Raw genomic sequence first — 22,933 nt, forward strand, 5'->3', positions numbered from 1 at the left:
GGATGTAGGTAAGGGGCGTGAGCAGGACGCGGAAGCTTTACTCGATTTTTGCTTATTCTTACATGGATGTAAGCCAGTAGAATAACGCAGGAGCAGTTATCGAGCCCACTAGGTTACAAACCTCGCGCCGCGATTAAATAGCCCCTAGATTGAACGAATTTTAATCCTGAAAGGTCAACAGGTCCAATAACTGAGACATTATTTATATGCATTCAATAAAGTTAGTATCTGAAGAATTAACACCATCAAAAGTGGTCTGTGTTGGTCGAAACTATACCGCACACATTGCAGAGCTAAATAACGAAACGCCAGATCAAATGGTGTTATTTAACAAACCAAATAGCGCGATTACTAATACGTTATTTGCGGCTCATAACGGCGATACGCTGCATTATGAAACCGAGCTATGTTTTGTAGTTAAAAATAAAAAATTTGTGGGGGTTGGACTCGGCCTTGATTTAACTAAGCGCACGGTACAAAGTAAGTTAAAAAATAAAGGGCTTCCATGGGAGCGCGCTAAGGCGTTCGACGGCTCTGTAATTTTAACTGATTTTGTAGCGCTAACTGATGCAATGAAGCACTTTACCTTTGAACTTAAAATTAATAATAAAGTAGTTCAGCGAGGTGATACTCATTTTATGCTGCATAACCCGGACTCAATTTTACAAGAAATTAGTGAATTTATGAGCTTAGAAGATGGTGATGTAGTAATGACAGGCACACCTTCGGGCGTGGGCGAGGTAACGCCTAAAAGTATTTTTGCTGTTGCACTTTATGCTAATGATCAGTGTTTACTTGAGCATCAGTGGCAAGTAAGTAAAAATTAATAACTTGCTGTTGGTAGTGTTTATCAAAGTCGGCAAAGGTAGTTTTAAGCCAATTATGCTGACTTTGTTGATACTCAGGCGATTGTAGTACATTATTTTTTAGCGCGCGGTTAATTTTTTTAAGCGCTTGCTGTGCAAAATTATTAGGTGCGTTAGCCGCACAACCTATTGCTCCTCGTATAAATTGAACATCATTTTCTTCTATTGGTACACTTTCTATATTCGTATACTCCCCTTGTTTATTAAAGTAATCGGCCATAAACGGGTAATCAATTGAGTAGTCTAAAAAGCCATGACTCAAGCGTGCTATAACAGCCTGACTTTCATTTTCGCTACTCCAACTTAACGATGACTCTTTATCTCGTTTTGTATTTTCAATAATTGTATTAATTTTAGTTGTAAATTTACGTGCAGCAGCTTGCCCGTATACGTATTGCGGGTCGGTTAATAAATTAATAAGGTGAATGGGCGAGCCGTGCTTTTCTTCTAATTTGGGCTTTAGCTCTTTAGTCGTGATAATTGAAAATGGGGGATATACCGTTGTTGGATTTGAGTAGTTAAGTAGTTGGTTATTATGTTTTTTATAAATAACACACGGGAAGCATACGTTTTTTCCTTCACTTAAATATTTATTTATACGCTGCTGAGGGACAATTAAGCGGGTATGTTTTACATCAGTTATGGTTCTAATGAGTTGCTCGGTTAGGTTGTCGCAAATACCGCCTTGTGGTGCACTTTCGCTTTTAGCTATATGAAAAGGGGGCGTGTAACTTTGCAGCCAAACAATTTCTTCTAGAGGCTGTACTTTTTTCTCAACGGCATGCGCGTTAAATACAATTAATAGGCAAAATGCATAGTATCCGTTTCTCAGCATTGATAAGTGTTCGTTGAATTAAGAAAACTTAATTAAAGTATAGTGTTGGTTGTAGTAGGGTCAAATATTTTAGTTAAAAGCAGCCTTGTTCAAGGCTGCTTTTAACTGGTACATGCTTAATAAGGCATAGGATAGTTTTTAAATATAGTGTTAATCTCACTAAGAATTTCGTCGCTTAACGTGATGTTAAATGCATCAATATCTTCTTTCAATTGGGCTATGCTTGTTGCACCAATAATTGAAGAGGTTACGCCATCTACTTGGTTACACCATGCGAGTGCTAGTTGTGCTGGAGTAATATTGTTTGCATGAGCCAGCTCAACATACTGCTTAGTGGCTTGCTCTGCATTTGGTGTATCTCTAAAAATACCGTTGCGCTGCATGAAGGTCCAACGAGAGCCTTCTGGGCGAGCACCGTTTAGGTATTTACCCGTTAATAAACCGGCTGCTAAGGGCGACCACGGTAAGTAGGCAATATCTTCGTGTACACATTGTTCTATTAAATACGGCCAGTCTTTAGCGTGCGCTAAGCTAAACTCATTTTGAATAGATACCATGCGCGGTAAGTTATGCTCTTTGGCCAAGCTTAAAAACTGGCTTATACCCCATGGCGTATCGTCTGATAAACCGCAGTGCTTAATTTTACCTGCTTTAACACATTCATTAAGGCCCTCTAGAATATCAAGCATACTAGCTTGTTGCTCTTGTGTATTTACGTCGGTAAATTTAAGAGTGCCGGGCCATTGTCTGCCAAAGTGCGGGGTAGAGCGGTTTGGCCAATGCAGCTGATATAAATCAATGTAGTCGGTTTTAAGGCGCTTAAGTGAATCGTCTACGGCTTCTATTACTGTTTGGCGCGTAATATTGCCACCATCACGTACCCACGATAATCCATTGCCTGCAATTTTTGTAGCAAGTACCACATCGCTGCGCTTTTGCTGATTACGCGATAGCCAATTGCCAATAATTTCCTCAGTTTTACCATAGGTCTCTGGAGAGGGCGGTACTGCATACATTTCGGCTGTATCAATAAAGTTTACGCCTTGCTCTAACGCGTAGGCTATTTGTTCATCAGCATCGCTTTGAGTATTTTGTTTACCCCAAGTCATACTGCCTAAACATACTCTTGAAACGTTAATACCACTGCTGCCAAGTGGGCTGTATTGCATGAGAATTCCTTATTGCTCGTCTTGAGAGTAGCTAACTAACGCCGATAAAAGAGGCTCTGCAATGAGGGCTTTTTGGCCTGTTTCAAAATCAAACATAACCACTTTTGAAGTGCCTGTTGTTGTTATAGCGTTTTGTGCGTGACTAAATACGGTGTAATTCATAACAAATCGGTCTGTTTTTATATCAGAAATAGTAACACCGACTGTAAGCGTATCTGGGAATGTAACTGGGCGTTTATAACGAATGTTATTTTCGCTTATTACCGGGCCCACGCCATTAGGGCTTATTGTATCGAACAGATTTATTTTATTTAAGAAGTCGATTCGGGCTATTTCAAAGTAACGTAAATACACTACATTATTTACGTGTTGTAGTGCATCCATATCAGCCCACGCTACGGTGATGTCGGTATGGATAGGGTGCTGATCTTTAAACGTTTGCATTATTTATTGGCCCTTAATTTTAAAGTACTTAGATTATCAACATGGGGTTACGAGCTCAAGGTAATTAATGGCATGTTTTTTTATAAGATGATTGTACCTGTTTAATTTTAGGTCTACAGTTAAATTACACAGACAAACACAAAAACACACAAAGGTAAAAATATGCAGAATATAATTAATTGGTCCTTAGCTTGTTTGGTTTTTATAGCCTCTTTTACCTGTTACGCAATGGGTAACGAATCAGGCGCTATTATTTTAATGTTAGCGGGATTTTTATTCGAGGTCATATTTTGGCTGCACGGTTATAAAGAGCAAGAAGGTAATAAGCGCTTTTTTTAATCGCTAACTAGGGCCTGTTGACCTTTCAGGATTAAAATTTGTTCAATCTAGGGGCTATTTAATCTCGGCGCGAGGTTTGTGACCTAGTGGGCTAAGTAAAAACCGAGCAACAAAGAGTAAATTGCCCCTAGGCAGAACCCTTCGGGCAGCGTATGTTTGGCATTTGTGCTACGTTATCGCCTATTTATGGGGAATAACCACACTACATAGGCTCTGCCTTGCCTAAATACCAAACATACTGCTGCAAATTTAACCTCGAAAGATAAACAGGCCCTAGGCTTGCTTATCGCATTTGATTCTATAATAATGACTGTATAAATAACCAGTTATTGTTGTGGTGATGAAGAAGTTTATTCACATAGACATGGATTGCTTTTATGCAGCAGTAGAAATGCGAGATAATCCAAAACTTGCATGTGTACCGCTTGCTATTGGAGGCAATAGCCGACGAGGCGTGCTCTCAACCGCTAACTATATAGCGAGAGAATATGGCGTACGATCGGCTATGTCGAACTATCATGCTAAACAATTATGCCCCGATTTAGTTATTGTCCCTGGGCGCATGGCTGTATACAAAGAAGCTTCAAATCAAATACGCGAAGTATTTAGCCGCTACACAGACTTAATAGAGCCTCTCTCCCTTGACGAAGCCTACCTAGATGTAACAGACAGCACCGCTTGTAAAGGCAGTGCCACACTTATTGCACAGCAAATAAGAGCCGATATTTACAATGCCACCGGGCTCACTGCATCAGCAGGTATTGCACCGATTAAATTTATTGCCAAAATAGCCAGCGACGAAAAAAAACCGAATGGTCAATTTGTCGTTTTGCCTCATGAGGTCGATGACTTTTTAGCGCAATTACCGCTGGGGAAAATTCCGGGGGTGGGTAAAGTAACGCTCGAAAAGCTAAATTTAAAAGGCTTATATACCGGCAAGGATGTACGTGAAAAAGGCGTTAACTGGATGCAGCAACATGTGGGTAATTTTGGTGTGTCGCTTTATCAAAAATGTGCAGGTGAATATGTTGGTAAAGTATCAACAGATCGCATCAGAAAGTCGCTGAGTGTTGAGCATACCTACGAATACAATAAAACAAGTTTGCAAGAGTGCTTAGATGAGCTGCCAAAATTGTTAGACGAATTAGTTTTAAGGCTTAATAAACAGCAATTACAAAACCGTATTAATAAGCTGAGTGTTAAAGTGAAGTTTGCAAATTTTGTAGTGACCTCAGCCGATCAGGCATACCACGAGCTAAACACAGAAATATTTATTCAACTCCTTACTAAGGCTTATCAACGAGGGCTACAACAACCTGTAAGATTACTTGGCATAGGCGTTGGCATTAAAAGCGAGCCAGAACAAAACTTTCAACTTAGTATTCTCGATTAAGCTGTAAAGCCTGTAACCCCAAGTTGCCATTTATTGGCAAGTTGTATAATTAGCTCATCGCACCTTGCTGGTCTTCAATATTTAAATCGACGATAATAGGGGCTTATGTTTTCTAACAGGACTTTATTTATGGCATACCCTCAAGCGGTTAGTGCAAGCCTTGAATGCACATCTCATGATGCGCTTATTATTATTAGTGATGACTTTTCTCAATTACCAAATAACTCATTACGTGATGCTATTTTAGACCAAGCAAAAGTTGATTCTCGTATTGGTAAACAAGTTACTTTATTAGTGATTGAAAACAAACGCGTTGTACTTGCGCCAACGGGTCCGTTAAATAGAGATTACGACGATGTTCGCCGTTATTTTGATGCTGCTAAATTAGCAATTAACGAAGCAAAAGCGTCGGGTAGTGTTAATCCTGCATTATTTTTACCAAATTTAAATGGCGATAGCCGTTATCAGCATGCTTTAGAAGTTGCTTATTTAGGCGCTTGCCAAGCCTTATGGCAGCCATTAGAAGCGCGTGAATATCACGGTGAAAGTATTGAACCTATTACTCAAATTGGTTTAGTTGGCGCAAGCGAGCAAACAATTAAAGCTGTTAATGCGATTGCTGCAGGCCAATATGCCGCGCGTGACTTATGTGGCACTGAACCTGAGCGTATGGCTCCACCACGTTTTGCTGATTACTGCGTTGATTTATTTAAAGGCTCAAGCATTGCAGTTGACGTAATTGATGATATTGCAGCTATTGATAAAAACTACCCAATGTTAAGTACTGTTGCTCGTGCATCGTATGCAGTTGAGCGCCATCACCCACGTGTTGTTAAGCTTGAATATGTACCAGAGGGCGAAATTACTCGCACACTTATGTTTGTAGGTAAGGGTCTTGTATACGATACAGGCGGCGCCGATTTAAAAGTTGGCGGGCACATGGCAGGCATGAGTCGCGATAAAGGCGGCGCTGCTTCTGTTGCGGGCTTTATGAAAGCCGTTGCGGATTATCAGCCTAAAGGCGTTAAAGTGGTATCGTACTTAGCTGTTGTTCGTAACTCTATTGGCTCGGATTGTTTTGTGCCAGATGAAATTATTACTAGTCGCGAAGGTATCCGTGTACGCATTGGTAATACCGATGCAGAAGGGCGCTTAGCAATGGGCGACCTGCTTAGCGAAATGAAAGATTTAGCTAAAGGCGAAATAAACCCAACGTTATTTACTGTTGCTACATTAACGGGTCACGCGGCACGTGCAATGGGTCCTTACGGTGCGTATGTTGAAAATGGTCCAGCTCGTAGCGCTGGTATTTCACGTCAAATAGCTGACCTTGGAGATTTGTGGGCAGATGGCGCTGAAGTATCGCGTTCTCGCCGTGAAGATTACGACTTTATTAAACCACGCACGCTAGCTGACGATGTACTCTCGAGCAATAACGCAGCATCTGCTGTTACTGCGCGTGGACATCAGTTCCCTATGGCGTTTATGGCTATTGTTGGTGGGCTTGATAAGCACGGTAACGACTCTGCACAACCTTTGCCTTATGTGCATATGGACATTGCAGGAAGCGGTGTTGAAGGCGGTGATTGGCAGCATGGCAAGCCAACAGCTGCATCAGTAACGAGCTTGTTTGCACGTTACTGTTTGTAAGCTAAAAACCTACATGTAATAAAAAAGCCCTGTTAATTCAGGGCTTTTGCATTTTACGATAATTATATGGGTTAGGGTTAATCTAATTTAAAACGATTAACTACGCTCGAAAGCTCTTGGCTACTTTGTTTAAGATTATCACTGGCATCGGTAAGCTGTTTAGTATTATTTAATGATTGCTCAGTTGATTGAGATAGCTCATTAATACGCAAATTAACCTCGTCGGCAGCTTGAGTTTGTTGCTCTGTGGCGCGTGCTATTTGGCTGTTCATTTCGGTAATAATTGAAACAAGTCGTTCTATTTCATTAAGTGAAGTATTGGCTGATGACGCCTGATCTACGGTAGAAACTGAAAGTGCTTGGCTTGATTTAACTGCTTCTACTGCTGCTTTTGCACCTTCTTGAAGTTTAGTGATCATGGTTTGAATTTCGTCGGTACTTTGCCCTGTACGACTGGCTAGTGTTCTTACTTCATCTGCAACAACAGCAAATCCTCGGCCATGCTCTCCTGCGCGAGCAGCCTCAATGGCAGCGTTTAATGCCAATAAGTTTGTTTGCTCCGAGATGCTTCTTATTACATCAAGTACAGAGCCTATATTATGGCTCTCGTTGGCTAAATCTTCTGTTACACGACTGACTGTTTCTATGTTGCTTGAGAGTGTTTCTATTGCTGTAATTGTTTGCGCAACCACATTTTTACCCGTTGATGCGTTTTGTGCTGCATCTTTAGCTGCTTGCTCTGCGGCTTCGGCGTTACGGCTTACATCATGTATTTGGTGAGTCATTTGCTCCATGGCAGCTGCAACTTGGGTTGAGCTATCGTTTTGAAGCTCAATAAACGAGTGGCTTGTTCTACTTGAATCATCAACTGTATGCGCATGCTCACTTACGTCGTTTGCACTTTGCGCTACATGAACAAGTGACTCTCGCATTTTTAAAACAAATAAATTAAATGAATGTGATAGTTCAGATATTTCATCATTACCGGATTCATTTAATTTACGGGTTAAATCGCCTTCACCTTGTGAAATGTCTTTCATCATATCGGCAGCTAAACGAGTAGGTATTAAAATGCTCTTGCCTATAAAGTAACTAAGTAAAATAACAGCAATAATCATAATTGTTGCACTGACGACTATAAGGTTTCGTTGCTCGCTAAATGCTTCGTCAATTGAATCAAGATAAACACCTGAGCCAATAATCCATTGCCATTGATTAAAACCTTTAACAAATGCGATTTTTTCAACGGGTTTTTCTTTACCTGGTTTTGGCCATTTATAAGGAATAAATCCCTCGCCAGAGCGTTTAACTATATTAACCATATCAACAAACAGTGCTTTGCCGTCAGGGTCTTTGTTATTGGTTAAATCTTTTCCCTCAAGCGCAGGTTTTATAGGATGCATAACCATTGTTGGCTGGTAGTTGTTAATCCAAAAGTAATTGGTTTTGTCGTAGCGCAGTGCTCTTATTGCATTAAGTGCTTGCGATTGAGCTTGCTGTTGAGTAAGTGAATTACTTTGCTCAAGGCCATAATAGTGCTCGATTATACTGTACGCAGTTTCTACTACATTTTGTGTTTTTGTGTATTGCTCGTCTTTTAGCGAGCTATATTGATGAGTTAGGCTCGATATACTAAGTATTATTAGTCCAAATATAACTATGGCTATTAACAGTGAAAAACGCTGGGATATACTAAAACTTCGTAGATTAGGCATACATTTATCCTCAAAAAGTGTGCGCTTTAGCGCATAGAATAAGCGTAGCTAAAAAAAGAGTTTAATCTAGGCTTAACGTCCATTAATGCAAAAAAAAGGCTGATTTATCAATCAGCCTTTAGTCTGTTATTACTTTACTTGCTTATTTAACATCAAAATGACGATTAAAGAAGTTTGTAATTGTTTGATGTAAATGTGTTTGCACTTGTTTACCACGTAGGCTGTGCTTAGAGCCTGGGTAGGTCATCATTTCAAACTGTTTTTCGTTATCTTGCAGTTGTTTAAACAATTTAGTTGAATGCGTAAACAGCACATTGTCGTCAGCCATTCCATGATAAATCATTAATGGGCCTTTTAAGCCATCAGCATATGGAAATACTGCGCTATCTTCATACCCTTTAGCATTCGTATCAGGGTGACCTAAATAACGCTCTGTGTAATGCGTATCGTATAGAGCCCAATCGGTTACAGGAGCACCCGATACGCCGGCTTGAAAGTAATCGCCTGCTTTAAACATAGTCATAAGTGCCATGTAGCCGCCGTAGCTGTGGCCATAAACACCGATGCGTTGTGGGTCTACGTAATCAAGTGTACGTAAAAACTCTACGCCTTTAATTTGATCGGCAACTTCAACCACGCCTAGGTTTTTATAAATAGCATCTTCAAACTTTTTACCACGGTTGTACGAACCACGGTTATCCAGTTGAAAAATTACGTAACCTTGTTGCGCCATGTACTGAAAGTACAAGTTTTTACTGCGCCAGCTATTCGTCACTCGTTGAGCATGCGGGCCGCCGTATACGTTAACAATAACAGGGTGCTTTTTGCCATCAGTAATGTTGCTAGGCTTAAATAAACGGTAATGCATAACTTGGCCATCTTCGGCTTTAATTGTGCCGTATTCTGGTTTTGTTAAGTCGCTTAAATAAGGAGTAAGCGGATGGTTACTATCAAGCTTATTTTCTTCAAGCCATGTAATAAATTCGCCGTTTACTTTACGAAGCGCTGCTGAGTTTGGTTTATTATCAGACGAGCTATTATCGATAAAGGTTTTATTGTCTTTTGCTAGCACAACATTATGGTACTGACCTTTTTCGGTGATACGTTTGGCATCGCCCTTTTTAAATAAAGGCGCGCTGTATAAATGGCTTTCAAGCGGTGTATCTTTTCGGCCAGCAAAGTAAACAATGCCTTTTTTCTCATCAATACCTTTTAAGCTATCAACAGCCCAATCACCAGAGGTGATTTGACGAACAAGTTGACCGTTTGTGCGATACAGATATAAGTGTTTAAAACCGTCGCGCTCAGATGCCCATACAAAATGTTTTTTGTCTTTTAAAAACTCAAGATCAAAATGTAGGTTAATCCACGTTTCGCTGTTTTCGGTTAATGCTACTTTTTGGACTTTAGTTTCGCTGTTATAAAAACGAAGCTCTAATTTATGTTGCGAGCGATTTTGCCATTGGTAAGACAGTGTATTGCCGTCTTTTAGCCACTTAGCACGCGCGATATAAATGTCTTCATCTTTACCTAAATCAATCCAATCTACTTTTTGGTCATTTAGCTTAACCACACCGAGTTGAATTTTTACGTTATCGGTACCTGTAAACGGGTAGCGCTGGTTAAATAATTTAACTTCATCAGCGTAAATTTCGTTACGGATAGCTTCTTTTACTGGGGTTTCGTCAACGCGGGTATAGGCAATTTTAGTTTCATCACCTGACCACCAGTAACCTGTCATGCGGCTCATTTCTTCTTGAGCAACAAATTCGGCCATGCCGTTTTTAATTACGCCGCCGCCATCTTTACTAAGCTGAATTTCTTTACCTGACTCAAGCTCTAAAGCGAATAGGTTTTGCTCTCGAATAAACGATACGTAGTTACCTTTAGGTGAAAAGCGTGCATCGGTTTCAAATGTTTCAGTGTCGGTTAGTTTTTTACTTTTAGCAGAGGCTAAATCGTAATAGTAAAGGTCGCCGTTAAGTGGGAATAAAAGTGCTTTACCGTCTTTAGACCATTTGTATTCTAATATGCCTTTACCAAAAATACGTTGGCGTTCGCGGCGTGCTTTTTCTTCATCAGATAGGTTTTCTGGGCCTGAAAATAACTTTGCCGAATCAACTAGCACACGGTTGGTGTTATCTTTTAGATTGTATTCCCATAAATCGTAACGGTTGTAGTCATCGCTTTTGCCTTGTAAATAAGTTACACGGCTGCCGTCAGGCGAAAATTTAAGTTGTACAGGTGATTTACCTGAAAGGCTCGGATCGTCAAAAATACGCTCCAACGATAAAGGTTTTGCTTGAACACTAATAGCGCCAACCATTAATGGAAGGGCTAGTGAGAGGTGTTTTATTTTTTTTAGCACAAGGTTGCCTTAGCTTATTATAAATATTGCTTTGATGGTAAAGCCAAGCGTGTGCAACTGCAACTAAATGCTATAAAGTGGCGATTATTAAAGACAAAGTAGGACATAACAATGACTAACCCTGAATTTAAACTAGCGCCAGAACTTAAACGCGACTGTATAGAGCTTGCCGATTGGCCACTGTGTAAAGTACTTTTATTGAACGACAGCCAATATCCGTGGTTTGTATTAGTGCCTAGGCAGGCTAACTTAAAAGAGATAATTGATTTATCTGAGGATGATCAAATTGTGTATTTAAAAGAGTCAGCCAAGCTAAGTAAATTATTAATGGATGTGTTTAGCCCTGATAAATTAAACATAGCGGCTTTAGGTAATATGGTGCCGCAATTGCATATTCATCATATTGCGCGTTTTAAGAGTGATGCTGCATGGCCTGCGCCAATATGGGGTAAACACCCAGCAGTGCCTTATACAGATCTACAAATCACAGAGCTAAAAAAAGCGCTGCAGTTTTAAGCTGCAACGCTTTTTTAGGGTTTAACTAAACTTATTTAAGCCCTAGTACTTCCTTACCTTGCTTAAATGTTACATCTACAGGGATATTAGCTTTGCTTAGTTTTTCTAAGTCTTCAGCAAGTTCTTCTTTTATATCGCCATGCGTTGCAATTAGTTGATCTACTTTTTCATAATCGCCATCACCTTGTAAGGTTAAAATTAAGCGAGAAAGCTTGGCCATTGCAATGCTCATTTTTTCCATATTAACGCGGTATAAGCCTTCTTCATTTTTAGAAAAAGCACCTTCTTGAGCAAAAAAGTTAAAGCGGATCATATTTGCTTTACCATGCGCGCTTGATGCTCCAAAACGAACTGAGCGGAATATACCTGCCATGAAGGTCGTGTAATAATCTTCAATAGTGCCTTCAGTAATTTCGCCTTTTTTAAGTAACTGTTCAATCATGTATAGACCTAAAATATCGGCTTTACCTTCTTCAAGCGCACTTGCGTGTTCTTGTAATGATTGACGAACAGTACCTTTACCTGTGATTGTATTTTTAATACCTAAACCGTGAGCGACTTCATGGAACATCGTATTGGCAAAAAATGCATCAAAAGTAATGTGTTTACGCTGCTCAGGTACAATTAACTGCTTTGAAATTGGTACTAGAATTTTATCAAATTTAGCACGCATCGCATTTTTAAGTTGCAGGCGACGAGTTCCTTTTTCTAGCTGTACTTGCTCATCGTTTGGTAAGTTAATTGCAATTGTTTTACTCCCCGCGTTTGAATGCCCAGCGTAGTAAACAACATCATATGCATTTAGGTCGGCGTCAGAGCCTGGTACTTCTTGTTTGTACTTAGCATCAACGGGTAAGCCTTTTTGAAGCTCCGGTAAAAATGCGGCAAACTTAGCTAAGCGTTCGCTCCATTTTAAATCTTTAATAAGTACGTAAGATTCATAAGCTGCGCGGTAACCAAATAATTGATCTTCATAAGTTTCAATTGGACCAATAACCACATCTATTGGGTTGTTTTTCATGTCCATCCAAGCAAAGTCAGAAACTTGGAAGTCATCTTTTTGTAGGGCGTCAGCACGCAGATTTAGATAGTTAGCAAACTCTTTATCGTCAGCAAGTTTACTTGCTTCACGTAAAATATCAGCGGCTTTTGCAAGCTCATCAGCGTATTCTTTTGAATAAGGCACGCTGTAAAGCTTACCTTGCTCATCACGCTTAATTACAGAGTAAAGGCCTGTTTTGTCCTCAACATCTGCATTGTTTAACTCTTCTTTGGTTATATCGGCAGGGTAAAACTGTGCGCCAAGAGGTTTTTCTTTATAGCTGGATAAAAACGCTTCATCGCCATTTAAACGATCCCATGGACCGTAGTTAATATCGGCAAATTTACGTACTTTGTCGTCGTTTAGTTTTGCTAAAAAAGCGTCTTTATTTTCGCCAAAAGATTGTTTCCAAAATAACTCGTCCATTATTTTTGAAGCATCAATAAGCTTTGCAACCATTGCTCGTTGGTTATCGCTTAAGTGCGATAAATCACTTTGTAAGCTAAAGTCGGTGTAAATATCTAAACGTTGGTTATTTGCATTAATAAGCTCAGGGCCTGATTGTGCACTGCTTTTTTGAGCAAGCTCTGTGGCTGTGTTGTCGGTAGAAGACGGCGCTTGTTCAGAACATGCACTAAGAAAAACGACACCAGAGAGCATAATTGCTTGGCTAATTTTATTTAAGATCATTATATTGCCTGTTAAAAAGTAAGTTTAATAATTTGTACTGCTTTAGTTAAAAGACTAAATATGTACAAACGCTTCCTTATTGTGAGTGCATTAAAGCAAAACTAAATAGTAAATAGCAAGTATTTGGCGTTGTAAGGCAAGCATGAGCGATAAAGCATTATAAATAAAAATAAACTTCTATAATTTTCTTAACTTTATCGGTAAGTTAGACAATACTAATTATATTACTAATACGAAAATTAACTGCCTGAGTTTGCAGTTACTTTACAGGCTGAACACAAAAGGACGGCAGCTTTATGTCTACAGAAAACGCTTTATTAACGATTCTAGTCGATAGAATAAATAACGATACGTTGGTTTTACCAACGCTACCTGAAGTAGCGATTAAGGTTCGCCAAGCTGCAGATAACCCTGATGTGAATTTAATGCAAATGTCAGATGTAATCTCACAAGACCCAGCGCTTTCAGCTCGTATGATAAAAGTAGCTAATAGTGCGATTATGGGACGTTCTGTAAAAGTATCTAATTTACAACAAGCAGTGACTCGCATTGGGTTGCGCCAAATTAAAAATATTGCAACAGCTATGGCTATGGAGCAATTATTTGTATCAAACAATGAGCTGATTAAAGGCTACATGGGCAAGGCTTGGCAAAAAACATTAACCGTTGCTAGCCATTCAATAACACTCATGGAGTTTTACTTAAAAAACAATAAACACACTTCATTAAATCGTGATTCAATTACATTAGCTGCGCTTGTTTATAATATTGGTGTATTACCAATTTTAACAGAAGCTGAGCGCCACCCTGAAGTGTTTGCCAACCCAAGCTTTTTAGCACACGCAATTCAAAAGCTGAGTGGGAAAATTGGCTCATCGATTATGCAAGCGTGGGAATTTCCTAAAGAGTTTGTTGATGTAGCTCTAAGCTGGGCAGATCCAAGTTACAAACCTGATAAAGTTAGTTACGTAGACTTTATTCGAGTAGGCGCTATTTTAGAGGGAACATTACAGGTTTCTGATAAGTCAGCAGCGCTGCAAACGTACATAGATAAAGGTGTAATACCGTCTATGCAGCTATTCACAAGTGATGAGTACAACGACATGCTAAAAGATGTGAAAAACATGTTTAGCTAAACATGTTTTATCACATAAATAAAAAGGGTTAACTTGCGTTAACCCTTTTTATTTATTTATCGATAGTCTTTTCTGTTTTGGTTTTTTCGTACCGTTTTATTCCTGCTACCCATGTTTGCAGTACGTTTGTTTTGTATATCTCGTCAACAGGTACTTTAAAGTAGTTTTTATCAATTAAAATAAAGTCGGCCCATTTACCTTTTTCTAAACTACCCACCTTAAATTCTTGATGAGCTGAATAAGCGCCACCGAGAGTAAATGCACGTAATGCATCTTCGCGGCTTAGTACTTCACTTGCGCGCCAGCCGTTTTCAGGTAGTTTGTTATGATCCATGCGTGTAATGGCTGAATACAAACCATCAAATGGATTTGCAAGCTCTACCGGGTAATCAGAGCCTGCTGCAACAACCGATCCTTGCTTTAAAAATGTTTGCCAAGCATAGGCACCGCTTAATTGTTTTTCAGTTAAGCGTTGCTCTGCCATATGCATATCAGAAGTGGCATGTACTGGCTGCATTGAAGGGATTATTTTTAACGCTTTAAAGCGAGGGATATCCTCAGGCGTTACAATTTGTGCGTGCTCTATTCGGTTACGTAGTAATATACCGCCCGTTTTTTTAAACACATTTTGATAAGCATCAAGTACTACTTTATTTGCTTTATCGCCAATGGCGTGGGTATTTGCGCTAAAGCCGCTTTTAAAGCTTTGTGTAAAGAGCGCTTCGAGTTTTTCTTGTGTTTCAAGCATTAAACCATGGTGACCAGGTCTGTCTGCGTATTCTTCAATCAGAGCGGCTCCGCGAGAGCCCAGTGCACCATCGGCGTAAACTTTAACACTGCGAATTTCCATAAAGTCATTTTTGTCGTGGTATCGGCCTGCCTTTAACATTGTATCTAAATCAGGGCTTGCACCACTTAACATTGCCACAATACGTAGCGGTAAATTACCAAGGTCGCCGCGCTCTTTGTAAACCTCCCATGTGGCTTTATCAATACCTGCATCGTGAGTAGAGGTAATGCCTAAACTTAATAAATGCTTACCTGCTGCATCTAGTGAGTCACTTATATCTTGCTTTGAAGGGGCTGGCATATGCTGGGTAATTAGCGATTCTGCTTTATCTACAAAAATACCTGTAGGATTGCCAAATTCGTCTTTAATTATTTCACCGCCTTCAGGCGCTTTTGTTTGGGCGTTAATCCCAGCAAGTTCGAGCGCTTTTGAATTAACCCAAATGGCGTGACTATCAACCCGCGAAAGAACCACAGGTCGATCGCTCACTACTTTGTCTAAATCTTTAGCTGTAGGAAAGCGTGTATCAGCCCAAAGCTCTTGGTTCCAACCTCGCCCAATAATCCAACCTTGTTTGTTATCGGCAAATACTTTTAGTTTATTTGTTACTTCATCAACCGATGTTGCGCCGCGTACGTCAAGTTGCGATAAATTGTCGCCAAGGCCAATAACGTGCCCATGAGCATCAATTAAGCCAGGTAATAAGGTATTACCGTGCGCGTCAATTAGCTTGGCATCTGGGTAGCTATCTTTAAGTGTTTCGCTACCGAGCTTAACTACCTTGCCATTTTTAATAACGAGGGTAGAAAACTGCTGTACTTCACCTTTGTATAAAGGGGTATAACCATTGGCGTTATAAATTACTTTTGTTTGTGCGAGAGTGTAACTAGAACTAGCGCAAAGGCTGGCTAGTATGAGTGGTTTGATTATTTTTTTGAGTGGCATAGTTACTTAATTTTTATTGTTAATTTACTTACATTAACAAACTTGATTTTATAATACCAATGAATTGATAGATCTCATTTTAAGGCTTTTCTCTATATTAACTGTTTACAAAATAGGTAATTAATGTGATTATTTAGTATGTAAAACAATCAATAAAGCATAAGGAAACGCTATGAAAGCCCTCTATTTATTACTCCCATTAACTTCATTACTTGCGGCATGTGGATCGACACCTACTGCAGATAAAAGTGTAGAAAAGCTAAACCATACTGATGTATCAAATGCTGAAATACGCGATTATATAGATTTATCAAGTGTTGAGCTGCGCGATAGGGTGAAAGACTATTGGAGTATTTTTACAAAAGTTGAATCACGATACCCAGTAGAGGCAGCAAAAAAAGGCTTAGCGGGCTGTGTAGAGTTAATGACTATTATTAATTCTGAGGGTAAGGCGCAAGGATATAAAGTAATTTCCTCATATCCTAAAGGATTATTTGATGAAGCCGCAGCGAGATCTTTAAGTGCATGGGCTTGGCTACCTACTGCCGTAAATGTAGCTAAACAACCTGTACTTACTCATATCAGAATTGATTTTATGATTGATTCAATACCAGTAGGTAAAAAATATTTAAAAAATTGTCCGGCTGGCGAAACATTTCAAGTAACAGGTAAAATTAAAAAAATCTCCTACTGATGAAACATTTCAAGTAACGAGAAAAATTACAAGGTTTGAAAAAAAGTACTTATTTACCTCACTTTAAAGTTACTTTCGGTGTGTGTAATATTTTAGCTCGAACCTTTATAAAATCAGATGGGTACTAATATTTATAAATAACTAAATAAGCATCAAGAATAAGGAAATGCTATGAAAGCTCTCTATTTATTACTCTCCTTGAGCATGATGCTAACAGCCTGTAGTTCAACGTCTGATAAACAAGTAAGCGATGAAATGCCGAGTTTTATTGATTTATCGAGTCCTGAACTGCGAAGTAAGGCAGGTGAATACTGGGATGTTGCTAAAAGAGTAGAGCCGCGATATCCGATAGAAGCTGCAAAGAAAAGTATTTCAGGTTGTGTTGAGCTTGCTATGTTAATTAGTTCACAAGGTGAAGCCCAAGGGTATAAGGTTATTGCATCCTATCCTGAGGGCGTGTTTGATAATAATGCGGCAGCTGCTGTGGGTTTATGGCGCTGGAAAGCGACAACTGAAAATACGAGTAAGCAACCTATCCTAACTTATCTCAAAATGGATTTTATGGTGAGCCCAAAACCTACTGATGCAGAGTATTTGGCGCATTGTTCTAAAAATAAAGCCTGAACGTAATTAATAGATATAATAAGCTAGGTGTTTGTTTATCTAGCTATAAATCTACTTACTTGCATATAAGCCATATTCATTTAATGCTAATTTACCGTCTTTGTCACTATCGTAGCTTGAAAACCGTGACCACAAAGCCGGGTCTATAGCTGTTTCTGAACGTGATAAAAAACCGTCTTTATTCCTATCTAGCTTTTTAAATTGCTTTGCAATGTCGTTACTTGCGGCAAAACTAAATGCGCTAAAAATACTAAACGCCAGCAGCGTTATATAGCTAATACTTTTCATATAAATCACTTAGTAAAGGTTGTTAGTTAGATAACTTTTAAATTCGACTAGCGAAATTTGGTTATCTTGGTTTTTGTCCCATTTTACAAAGGTGTTTAAAAGTTGTGGTTGGGGATCAAGTTCGTCGTGTGTTAAATAGCCACTTTTGTCGCTATCTAGGTGATCAAAGCGTTGCTTTACATCAAGTGCCGCGGCATCAAAACTTAATAGCATTAAAATGCTTATAACAAGGGAAAGTATCTTCATGGTTTTCCTTCCAAAAGATGTATTAAAAGTTCGTGGCTAAAATAAAGTAAAAAGGAAAAAGCACTTGCCGTAATTTAACTCCCAACATTAAATCCTTTTACACACTCCCTCAGGGATTATGGCAAATGCTTTTAAATTCAGTTTACTTGTAACAAGCTTAAGTAAAGCTTAATCAGTAATTACTCATTAAGGCTTAAAGCTTTCAAATTCTTTTTTTGAGACTTTTTCATCACCGTCTTCATCTAAGTCGGCAAATTGTCTCATTACTTCCTTGTCTTCCTTTGCTTCTACAATTGATATTTGTCCATCCATATCTTTATCTAAATGGGCAAAGCGCACGTTTGTTGGCGATGCAATTACGGTGGCACTAATTGCTAAAAACATTAATGAAAAAGCGGCTATAAGTTGTTTCATAATCACGTTCCTTATTAAATGAGTTTATTGAATAAATTTTTTGAATTCATCTAGCGACAACTGCCCATCTTGATTAGTATCAATTTGTAAAAAATTTTCGTGTAGAACGGCATCTTCACCTGCTTCGGCTTCACTTAATGTGCCGTTACTGTCTTTATCAAGCTCGTTAAAAGTCGCGTGAACGTCCATTGCGTGTGCGTTAGCGCCTAAAAAGCCTAAAGCCAGTAATGATGAAATTACTAAAATGCGTTTGTTCATAATTATTTCCTTATTGATTAAAGTTATTACTCCTACTACAAAAATGATGCCAAAAATAATTATTGTTAATTTTCAAGTATTTATATTTTTAACTTGAAAGGGGTGAGAAGTTTTTACGGGGTTTATTGTAATTTTTGTGTGCCTTTTGCAACACTATATAGTGAGATTAAAGGTAGGTTTTAAAAATCAATGGTTTACGTTGTCTCTATTTGGCGACACATTGTTTTTGTAGCGCTGGCTGTTAATCGTATTAAATATAATTGCTGGTTCAGCTAGTGTATAAGGTAAGCACTTAATAATAGGACGCTTAACTTAAAAGGACTAAACGAAATGCCAGCAACCATAGCTAAAAAATACCATGCAATGCTTAACTGGCGGCCTAATTTAATTGGGCAATTTGCAATGAGTATGCTGCTTTCGTTACTCCCGCTTTCTATAGTGGTGATTGTATTTTTAAATGCGCTTAACAAGCAATTAGCAGTGACTCAAAGTATCGTGAGTAACAACTACCAAGTTACCAAATCGTTTAATATCCTAAAACAAGAACTCAACAGCCTTGAGCGCGCCACTAGGCAAAACTGGGTATTAAAAAGCGAATCGTTAGATAAGCTCATTGTCGATAAATGGCAATCATCCCTGCAAAGTATTGATGAACTTAAATTTGTAAACACGGATAAAGATTACACCCACCAATGGCAACGCTTATATGTCACCTTACAAACAGCGCATGTAGAGCTTGTTGAGCAAAAACAACAGCAAGCGGAGCTATTTGTGCCAGTGAGCGATTTAGTTGCTGAGCTTACTTTATGGTTACGTGATAAAAATGAAGCGCAAATTACCAATAACCAAAATGAGCTTACAAGCCTACAAACTTCATTTATAAACTGGCTGGTGGCACTTATTCCGCTTACTTTAATTGTTGGTGGTGGTTTTTTATGGCGTATAAGTGGGCGATTAAAAGGGTTAACTACGGTTATTGATAAGCTAGGGCAGGGACATTGGCAGCAAAAAATATCTGTGAAAGGCTCCGCTGAGCTAGTTGAGCTAGGAGAAAAACTCCAATGGGTGCAAGAGCAGCTTCATATGCTTGAGCAGCAAAAAGATACCTTTTTACGCCATGTTACCCATGAGCTAAAAACGCCGCTTGCTTCAATGGTCGAAGGCACTGACTTACTAACTGATGAAATAGTAGGCCCAATTACTGCTGAGCAAAAAGCAGTGCTCGAGCTTATTAGCCAATCTATGGTGCGCCTTCGTACAATGATTGACAGCCTGCTGAGTTATAATGCAATTCGCACCAGTAAAGACAGCCTAAGCGAAGTTGAGTTTAGCTATCTTATTAATAAAATTAATAGCCATTTTGAACATCGCTTAAGTGCGCGTCAGCAAGCTCTGCAATGGCAAAATAACTTACCTAATAAAGAGCTTGCTTTACCTAGTGAGCTTATTGAGATGATTTTAATTCAGCTTATTTCAAATGGCTTAAAATTTTCACAAGATAAGCAAAGCGTTACTATTAATTTAGCGCTTGAGCAAAACCAACTTTGCATTGCTGTACTTGATAAAGGGTGCGGTATTAAAGAGCAAGAAAAAACTCAAATTTTCAGCGCATTTTATCAAGGTAAACACAGTAAAAATGTTACGCTGCAAGGCAGTGGGCTTGGCTTAACTATTGTGAAAGAATCTGTTGAACAGCTAAGAGGTACACTTACTGTTGAGCATAACGAGCCGCATGGTTGCCGGTTTTCAATTAAAATTCCCATAACAAAAAATCTAGGAGTTAATTAACATGCGCTTGCGTTTAATCGCTATTTTATGTGTGCTCAGTAGCAGCATGGTTATATCAGGTTGTGCAATTACTAATGGGCAAGAAGAGCGTGTGTCAATTACACCTGCACCTGTGGTCGATACCAAAATAACAAACGACAAAAACAGTAAACCTAGTCCAAAACCCAGACCAAAAATTGAACCAAGCTATCCGCCTGCAGAGCAAGTTATTGCATGGCACGCTAATCAGTGTGGCGGATTTAAATTGGTGCCAAAAAAAGATATTTTTACAGGTGAAAACGATCTTAAACGTTTTTTTAAATTTATGTGCTTAAACATAAATGATGATCCAAATACGGTAATGACTAAGTTGCTAAAACTCGATCTTGCTTACTTTTGGCCAGATGATATAAAGCAATATTTATGGCTTCAAAAGCAGCAAGTGACTATGCAAATAAATGCTAAAAAAGAGCAGCAAGCACTTAATAATAAAATGCAAGAAACCCTCTCATCGTTAGCAACAATTGAGCAGCAGCTTTTACTACGAGAAGAAACTAAGGAGCAGTAACGATGGCAGCAACTAAAGTGCAAGGTGCAAAAGTATTACTCGTTGACGACGACGCTAGCTTATTAAAACTGCTCGCTATTCGTATCGAATCAAAAGGATACGAAGTAACGACCTGTGAAAGCGGCTTAACCGCACTACAAATACTTAAAAGCCAAGTGTTTGACGCCGTAATAACCGACCTACGTATGGATGAAATGGATGGCATGGCACTGCATCGTCAGTTGCAAAGCCGCTACCCTGCATTACCTGTCATTATGATGACAGCGCACGGTTCAATTCCTGATGCCGTAGAGGCAACTAAGCAGGGCATTTTTGCATTTATAACTAAACCTGTAGATAAAGATGAGCTATTTGACAGCCTTGCTAAAGCGATAGAAATACATGGTGTTAATGCAGATGAAGCAGCACCTAAAAGTAATATAGTTACGCGCAGTGGTGCAATGCTGCACTTGTTAGAGCAAGTAAAACTACTTGGGCCAACGCAAGTTAATGTATTGATTTCGGGGGCTAGTGGTACAGGTAAAGAGCTACTCGCACAGGCGATTCATCAGCATAGTCATGTAAGCGGTGGCCCTTTCGTTGCAATTAACTGCGGCGCTGTACCAGGGGAGCTTTTAGAGTCTGAATTATTCGGTCATAAAAAGGGCTCTTTTACGGGCGCAATTAAAGATCACCAAGGCTTGTTTCAACAAGCTGAGGGCGGCACGCTATTTTTAGATGAAATAGGTGATATGCCACTTAACTTGCAGGTTAAGTTACTGCGCGTATTACAAGAAAAAACAATTCGCCCCGTAGGCTTTCAAGAAGAAATCGCAATTGATGTACGTATTGTATCGGCAACACATAAAAATCTTCCTGAAGCTATTTTAAACCAGCAATTTAGAGAAGATTTATACTATCGCTTAAACGTAGTTAATTTAAAATTACCGCCACTGTGTGAGCGCCGCGAAGATATAAGCTTATTAGCACAGCACTTTAGTGCAAGCATTGCTAAGCGCATGAAGCAAACTGAAAAACACTTTGCCAGCGATGCTATGCATGCGCTTGTGCGTTACGACTGGCCAGGTAATATCCGCCAATTACAAAACGTAGTAGAGCAGGTTGTAGCATTAACGCCAAGCGATGTTATTTCAGAGCACTTAGTGTTAGCTGCGCTAAATAGTAACGAAACAAACGTAGAACCATTATCACTAAACGACGCTAAAAAAGAGTTTGAGCGCGACTATGTAATTAACACTTTAAAAATGGCAGGTGGTAACGTAGCCGAAGGCGCTAAGCTTGCCAAGCGCAATCGCTCAGATTTTTATAAGTTGATTAAAAAGCATAATATTGATGTTGATAATTTAGGTTAAGGAAAAGCATGCAGTTATTTATGGTGTATTTAGGTGGCCGGATTCAAGGTTGCCACATTGAAATGCATGATATTCGTTTTGTTGTAGGGCAAAACATCGAGCAAACTTATACAAAGTTAAAAAGCCAGTGGGTAGGCGACAGAAGTAGTGTTCACATGGATAGCTACATGGCAATTAATCATATTGATGGCTTTAAAGTAGAAATAGTCGATAGCTATGTGGAGCAAAATAAACAACTCTATTTTGTAAATTTAGGCGCTTACAGAAGTGATTCTATGGCTGAGCAACACGACTTTGCACTGTATGTTGCAAGCAGTAGCCATGAAGCTAAAGAGCGAGCTAAAAGCGATTTGCTAGCAGGGCTTAGCCATATCCATAAAGATGATTTACATGACGTAGACGATTGCTTTGCCATTGATTTACTCGACAGCCAGCTAAACATTAAGCTCACGCCCAGCGGTATATCGCAGCCGATAAAGCCAGACTGGTTTGGCTATCACATACTTTAAATTATAATAAGTAGCTAAAACTAAGCAGGATTAAGAGTCCTGCTCGTTTTGTTCATCCTTTTCGCTTTTAGCCGCCATTTTAAACGCCACAATAACCAATCCAAACATAGCAAACGGCAGTGCTGCTAACATGTATTCAACCACATTACTGTCTTGAAAATTTGCTTGCAGTAAAAAGTGACCCGCCACACACATTAAAATAACCACTAATAAAATGGGTAGTAACATAAGTTCTTTTTTTGATGAATGGTTTTTCATTAATTGTGAGGCTATAGCTGAAAATAATGCGCCATTGTAATGAGCTTACTTAAGCTT

General features: G+C 39.1%; 24 protein-coding genes. 12 read left to right on the forward strand and 12 right to left on the reverse strand.

What is annotated here, in order from left to right; translation table 11 throughout:
* The first annotated feature begins 206 nt into the window (after positions 1 to 206).
* Complete coding sequence (locus CXF76_RS08165) at positions 207 to 827, forward strand: fumarylacetoacetate hydrolase family protein (protein ID WP_101163414.1); 621 nt, start codon at positions 207 to 209, stop codon at positions 825 to 827.
* Here the strand turns inward: CXF76_RS08165 and CXF76_RS08170 are convergent.
* From CXF76_RS08170 to CXF76_RS08180, 3 genes are all read right to left on the reverse strand, one after another.
* Positions 778 to 1,701: an ABC transporter substrate-binding protein gene (locus CXF76_RS08170; protein WP_101163415.1), complete on the reverse strand. Its 924-nt coding sequence runs from the start codon at positions 1,699 to 1,701 to the stop codon at positions 778 to 780. The genes CXF76_RS08165 and CXF76_RS08170 overlap by 50 nt on opposite strands.
* Before the next feature lie 116 nt (positions 1,702 to 1,817).
* The gene (locus tag CXF76_RS08175) at positions 1,818 to 2,870 is read right to left on the reverse strand and encodes an aldo/keto reductase (RefSeq protein ID WP_101163416.1); all 1,053 of its coding nucleotides are present in this window, start codon (positions 2,868 to 2,870) and stop codon (positions 1,818 to 1,820) included.
* A gap of 9 nt (positions 2,871 to 2,879) precedes the next feature.
* Positions 2,880 to 3,314, reverse strand: coding sequence for an acyl-CoA thioesterase (locus CXF76_RS08180; protein ID WP_010553137.1), 435 nt, complete (start codon positions 3,312 to 3,314; stop codon positions 2,880 to 2,882).
* 162 nt (positions 3,315 to 3,476) lie between these two features.
* Between CXF76_RS08180 and CXF76_RS20705 the strand changes: the two genes are divergently transcribed.
* The 3 genes from CXF76_RS20705 (at position 3,477) to CXF76_RS08190 (ending at position 6,696) form a co-directional block, all read left to right on the forward strand.
* Positions 3,477 to 3,653 (forward strand): hypothetical protein, encoded by a 177-nt coding sequence (locus CXF76_RS20705; RefSeq protein ID WP_165783603.1) that lies wholly within the window; start codon positions 3,477 to 3,479, stop codon positions 3,651 to 3,653.
* Between the two features lie 340 nt (positions 3,654 to 3,993).
* Entirely contained in the window at positions 3,994 to 5,046 is a 1,053-nt protein-coding gene (dinB, locus tag CXF76_RS08185) for a DNA polymerase IV (RefSeq protein WP_101163417.1), read from the forward strand.
* 129 nt (positions 5,047 to 5,175) lie between these two features.
* Entirely contained in the window at positions 5,176 to 6,696 is a 1,521-nt protein-coding gene (locus CXF76_RS08190; protein WP_101163418.1) for a M17 family metallopeptidase, read from the forward strand.
* Between the two features lie 77 nt (positions 6,697 to 6,773).
* Here CXF76_RS08190 and CXF76_RS08195 read toward each other — a convergent pair whose 3' ends face one another.
* Positions 6,774 to 8,411: a methyl-accepting chemotaxis protein gene (locus tag CXF76_RS08195; protein WP_101163419.1), complete on the reverse strand. Its 1,638-nt coding sequence runs from the start codon at positions 8,409 to 8,411 to the stop codon at positions 6,774 to 6,776.
* A gap of 142 nt (positions 8,412 to 8,553) precedes the next feature.
* A complete protein-coding gene (locus CXF76_RS08200; protein WP_101163420.1) occupies positions 8,554 to 10,779 on the reverse strand; it encodes a S9 family peptidase in 2,226 nt (741 codons plus the stop codon).
* Positions 10,780 to 10,890: 111 nt separating this feature from the next.
* Here CXF76_RS08200 and CXF76_RS08205 point away from each other — a divergent pair, with 111 nt between their 5' ends.
* Complete coding sequence (locus tag CXF76_RS08205; RefSeq protein WP_101163421.1) at positions 10,891 to 11,295, forward strand: HIT domain-containing protein; 405 nt, start codon at positions 10,891 to 10,893, stop codon at positions 11,293 to 11,295.
* A gap of 31 nt (positions 11,296 to 11,326) precedes the next feature.
* On the opposite strand, the gene CXF76_RS08210 is transcribed toward CXF76_RS08205, so the two are convergent.
* Complete coding sequence (locus CXF76_RS08210; protein ID WP_101163422.1) at positions 11,327 to 13,027, reverse strand: dipeptidyl-peptidase 3 family protein; 1,701 nt, start codon at positions 13,025 to 13,027, stop codon at positions 11,327 to 11,329.
* A gap of 296 nt (positions 13,028 to 13,323) precedes the next feature.
* On the opposite strand from CXF76_RS08210, the gene CXF76_RS08215 reads away from it, so the two are divergent.
* A complete protein-coding gene (locus CXF76_RS08215) occupies positions 13,324 to 14,163 on the forward strand; it encodes an HDOD domain-containing protein (RefSeq protein WP_024590070.1) in 840 nt (279 codons plus the stop codon).
* Positions 14,164 to 14,215: 52 nt separating this feature from the next.
* On the opposite strand, the gene CXF76_RS08220 is transcribed toward CXF76_RS08215, so the two are convergent.
* Positions 14,216 to 15,898, reverse strand: a complete 1,683-nt coding sequence (locus CXF76_RS08220; RefSeq protein WP_101163423.1) for an amidohydrolase — start codon at positions 15,896 to 15,898, stop codon at positions 14,216 to 14,218.
* Positions 15,899 to 16,070: 172 nt separating this feature from the next.
* On the opposite strand from CXF76_RS08220, the gene CXF76_RS08225 reads away from it, so the two are divergent.
* Complete coding sequence (locus tag CXF76_RS08225) at positions 16,071 to 16,592, forward strand: energy transducer TonB (RefSeq protein WP_101163424.1); 522 nt, start codon at positions 16,071 to 16,073, stop codon at positions 16,590 to 16,592.
* Between the two features lie 171 nt (positions 16,593 to 16,763).
* Positions 16,764 to 17,216 (forward strand): energy transducer TonB, encoded by a 453-nt coding sequence (locus CXF76_RS08230; protein WP_101163425.1) that lies wholly within the window; start codon positions 16,764 to 16,766, stop codon positions 17,214 to 17,216.
* Positions 17,217 to 17,267: 51 nt separating this feature from the next.
* Here CXF76_RS08230 and CXF76_RS08235 read toward each other — a convergent pair whose 3' ends face one another.
* From CXF76_RS08235 to CXF76_RS08250, 4 genes are all read right to left on the reverse strand, one after another.
* The gene (locus CXF76_RS08235) at positions 17,268 to 17,504 is read right to left on the reverse strand and encodes a calcium-binding protein (RefSeq protein ID WP_007581557.1); all 237 of its coding nucleotides are present in this window, start codon (positions 17,502 to 17,504) and stop codon (positions 17,268 to 17,270) included.
* Positions 17,505 to 17,513: 9 nt separating this feature from the next.
* Positions 17,514 to 17,750, reverse strand: a complete 237-nt coding sequence (locus CXF76_RS08240) for a hypothetical protein (RefSeq protein ID WP_007581558.1) — start codon at positions 17,748 to 17,750, stop codon at positions 17,514 to 17,516.
* A 186-nt stretch (positions 17,751 to 17,936) separates the two neighbouring features.
* Complete coding sequence (locus CXF76_RS08245) at positions 17,937 to 18,164, reverse strand: hypothetical protein (RefSeq protein WP_007581559.1); 228 nt, start codon at positions 18,162 to 18,164, stop codon at positions 17,937 to 17,939.
* Between the two features lie 24 nt (positions 18,165 to 18,188).
* A complete protein-coding gene (locus CXF76_RS08250; RefSeq protein WP_007581561.1) occupies positions 18,189 to 18,422 on the reverse strand; it encodes a cag pathogenicity island protein Cag25 in 234 nt (77 codons plus the stop codon).
* A 330-nt stretch (positions 18,423 to 18,752) separates the two neighbouring features.
* Between CXF76_RS08250 and CXF76_RS08255 the strand changes: the two genes are divergently transcribed.
* The 4 genes from CXF76_RS08255 to CXF76_RS08270 are packed head-to-tail and all read left to right on the forward strand — an operon-like array spanning position 18,753 to position 22,618.
* On the forward strand, positions 18,753 to 20,210 hold the full coding sequence (locus tag CXF76_RS08255; protein WP_024593295.1) for a sensor histidine kinase: 1,458 nt from the start codon (positions 18,753 to 18,755) through the stop codon (positions 20,208 to 20,210).
* A 1-nt stretch (position 20,211) separates the two neighbouring features.
* Positions 20,212 to 20,757: a hypothetical protein gene (locus CXF76_RS08260; protein ID WP_024590065.1), complete on the forward strand. Its 546-nt coding sequence runs from the start codon at positions 20,212 to 20,214 to the stop codon at positions 20,755 to 20,757.
* A gap of 2 nt (positions 20,758 to 20,759) precedes the next feature.
* Positions 20,760 to 22,109: a sigma 54-interacting transcriptional regulator gene (locus CXF76_RS08265; protein ID WP_010553151.1), complete on the forward strand. Its 1,350-nt coding sequence runs from the start codon at positions 20,760 to 20,762 to the stop codon at positions 22,107 to 22,109.
* Positions 22,110 to 22,117: 8 nt separating this feature from the next.
* Positions 22,118 to 22,618 carry a DUF1543 domain-containing protein gene (locus tag CXF76_RS08270; protein WP_101163426.1) on the forward strand — a complete coding sequence of 167 codons (501 nt, stop codon included), beginning with the start codon at positions 22,118 to 22,120 and terminating at the stop codon, positions 22,616 to 22,618.
* Between the two features lie 30 nt (positions 22,619 to 22,648).
* Here the strand turns inward: CXF76_RS08270 and CXF76_RS08275 are convergent, their stop codons facing one another.
* A complete protein-coding gene (locus CXF76_RS08275) occupies positions 22,649 to 22,876 on the reverse strand; it encodes a hypothetical protein (RefSeq protein WP_007581571.1) in 228 nt (75 codons plus the stop codon).
* Positions 22,877 to 22,933 lie beyond the last annotated feature (57 nt).

It is taken from the genome of Pseudoalteromonas sp. 78C3 (genome assembly GCF_002836695.1).
Taxonomy (GTDB): Bacteria; Pseudomonadota; Gammaproteobacteria; order Enterobacterales; family Alteromonadaceae; genus Pseudoalteromonas; species Pseudoalteromonas arctica.

Bases quoted from the DNA above. Each gene is read 5' to 3' on its own strand.
- CXF76_RS08195 (WP_101163419.1), bottom strand. From the start codon at position 8,411: ATGCCTAATCTACGAAGTTTTAGTATATCCCAGCGTTTTTCACTGTTA.
- CXF76_RS08275 (WP_007581571.1), bottom strand. From the start codon at position 22,876: ATGAAAAACCATTCATCAAAAAAAGAACTTATGTTACTACCCATTTTA.
- CXF76_RS08205 (WP_101163421.1), top strand. From the start codon at position 10,891: ATGACTAACCCTGAATTTAAACTAGCGCCAGAACTTAAACGCGACTGT.
- CXF76_RS08225 (WP_101163424.1), top strand. From the start codon at position 16,071: ATGAAAGCCCTCTATTTATTACTCCCATTAACTTCATTACTTGCGGCA.
- CXF76_RS08230 (WP_101163425.1), top strand. From the start codon at position 16,764: ATGAAAGCTCTCTATTTATTACTCTCCTTGAGCATGATGCTAACAGCC.
- CXF76_RS08220 (WP_101163423.1), bottom strand. From the start codon at position 15,898: ATGCCACTCAAAAAAATAATCAAACCACTCATACTAGCCAGCCTTTGC.
- CXF76_RS08190 (WP_101163418.1), top strand. From the start codon at position 5,176: ATGGCATACCCTCAAGCGGTTAGTGCAAGCCTTGAATGCACATCTCAT.
- CXF76_RS08180 (WP_010553137.1), bottom strand. From the start codon at position 3,314: ATGCAAACGTTTAAAGATCAGCACCCTATCCATACCGACATCACCGTA.
- CXF76_RS08245 (WP_007581559.1), bottom strand. From the start codon at position 18,164: ATGAAACAACTTATAGCCGCTTTTTCATTAATGTTTTTAGCAATTAGT.
- CXF76_RS08175 (WP_101163416.1), bottom strand. From the start codon at position 2,870: ATGCAATACAGCCCACTTGGCAGCAGTGGTATTAACGTTTCAAGAGTA.
- CXF76_RS08235 (WP_007581557.1), bottom strand. From the start codon at position 17,504: ATGAAAAGTATTAGCTATATAACGCTGCTGGCGTTTAGTATTTTTAGC.
- CXF76_RS08165 (WP_101163414.1), top strand. From the start codon at position 207: ATGCATTCAATAAAGTTAGTATCTGAAGAATTAACACCATCAAAAGTG.
- CXF76_RS20705 (WP_165783603.1), top strand. From the start codon at position 3,477: ATGCAGAATATAATTAATTGGTCCTTAGCTTGTTTGGTTTTTATAGCC.
- CXF76_RS08255 (WP_024593295.1), top strand. From the start codon at position 18,753: ATGCCAGCAACCATAGCTAAAAAATACCATGCAATGCTTAACTGGCGG.
- CXF76_RS08215 (WP_024590070.1), top strand. From the start codon at position 13,324: ATGTCTACAGAAAACGCTTTATTAACGATTCTAGTCGATAGAATAAAT.
- CXF76_RS08210 (WP_101163422.1), bottom strand. From the start codon at position 13,027: ATGATCTTAAATAAAATTAGCCAAGCAATTATGCTCTCTGGTGTCGTT.
- CXF76_RS08240 (WP_007581558.1), bottom strand. From the start codon at position 17,750: ATGAAGATACTTTCCCTTGTTATAAGCATTTTAATGCTATTAAGTTTT.
- CXF76_RS08250 (WP_007581561.1), bottom strand. From the start codon at position 18,422: ATGAACAAACGCATTTTAGTAATTTCATCATTACTGGCTTTAGGCTTT.
- CXF76_RS08260 (WP_024590065.1), top strand. From the start codon at position 20,212: ATGCGCTTGCGTTTAATCGCTATTTTATGTGTGCTCAGTAGCAGCATG.
- CXF76_RS08270 (WP_101163426.1), top strand. From the start codon at position 22,118: ATGCAGTTATTTATGGTGTATTTAGGTGGCCGGATTCAAGGTTGCCAC.
- dinB (WP_101163417.1), top strand. From the start codon at position 3,994: ATGAAGAAGTTTATTCACATAGACATGGATTGCTTTTATGCAGCAGTA.
- CXF76_RS08265 (WP_010553151.1), top strand. From the start codon at position 20,760: ATGGCAGCAACTAAAGTGCAAGGTGCAAAAGTATTACTCGTTGACGAC.
- CXF76_RS08170 (WP_101163415.1), bottom strand. From the start codon at position 1,701: ATGCTGAGAAACGGATACTATGCATTTTGCCTATTAATTGTATTTAAC.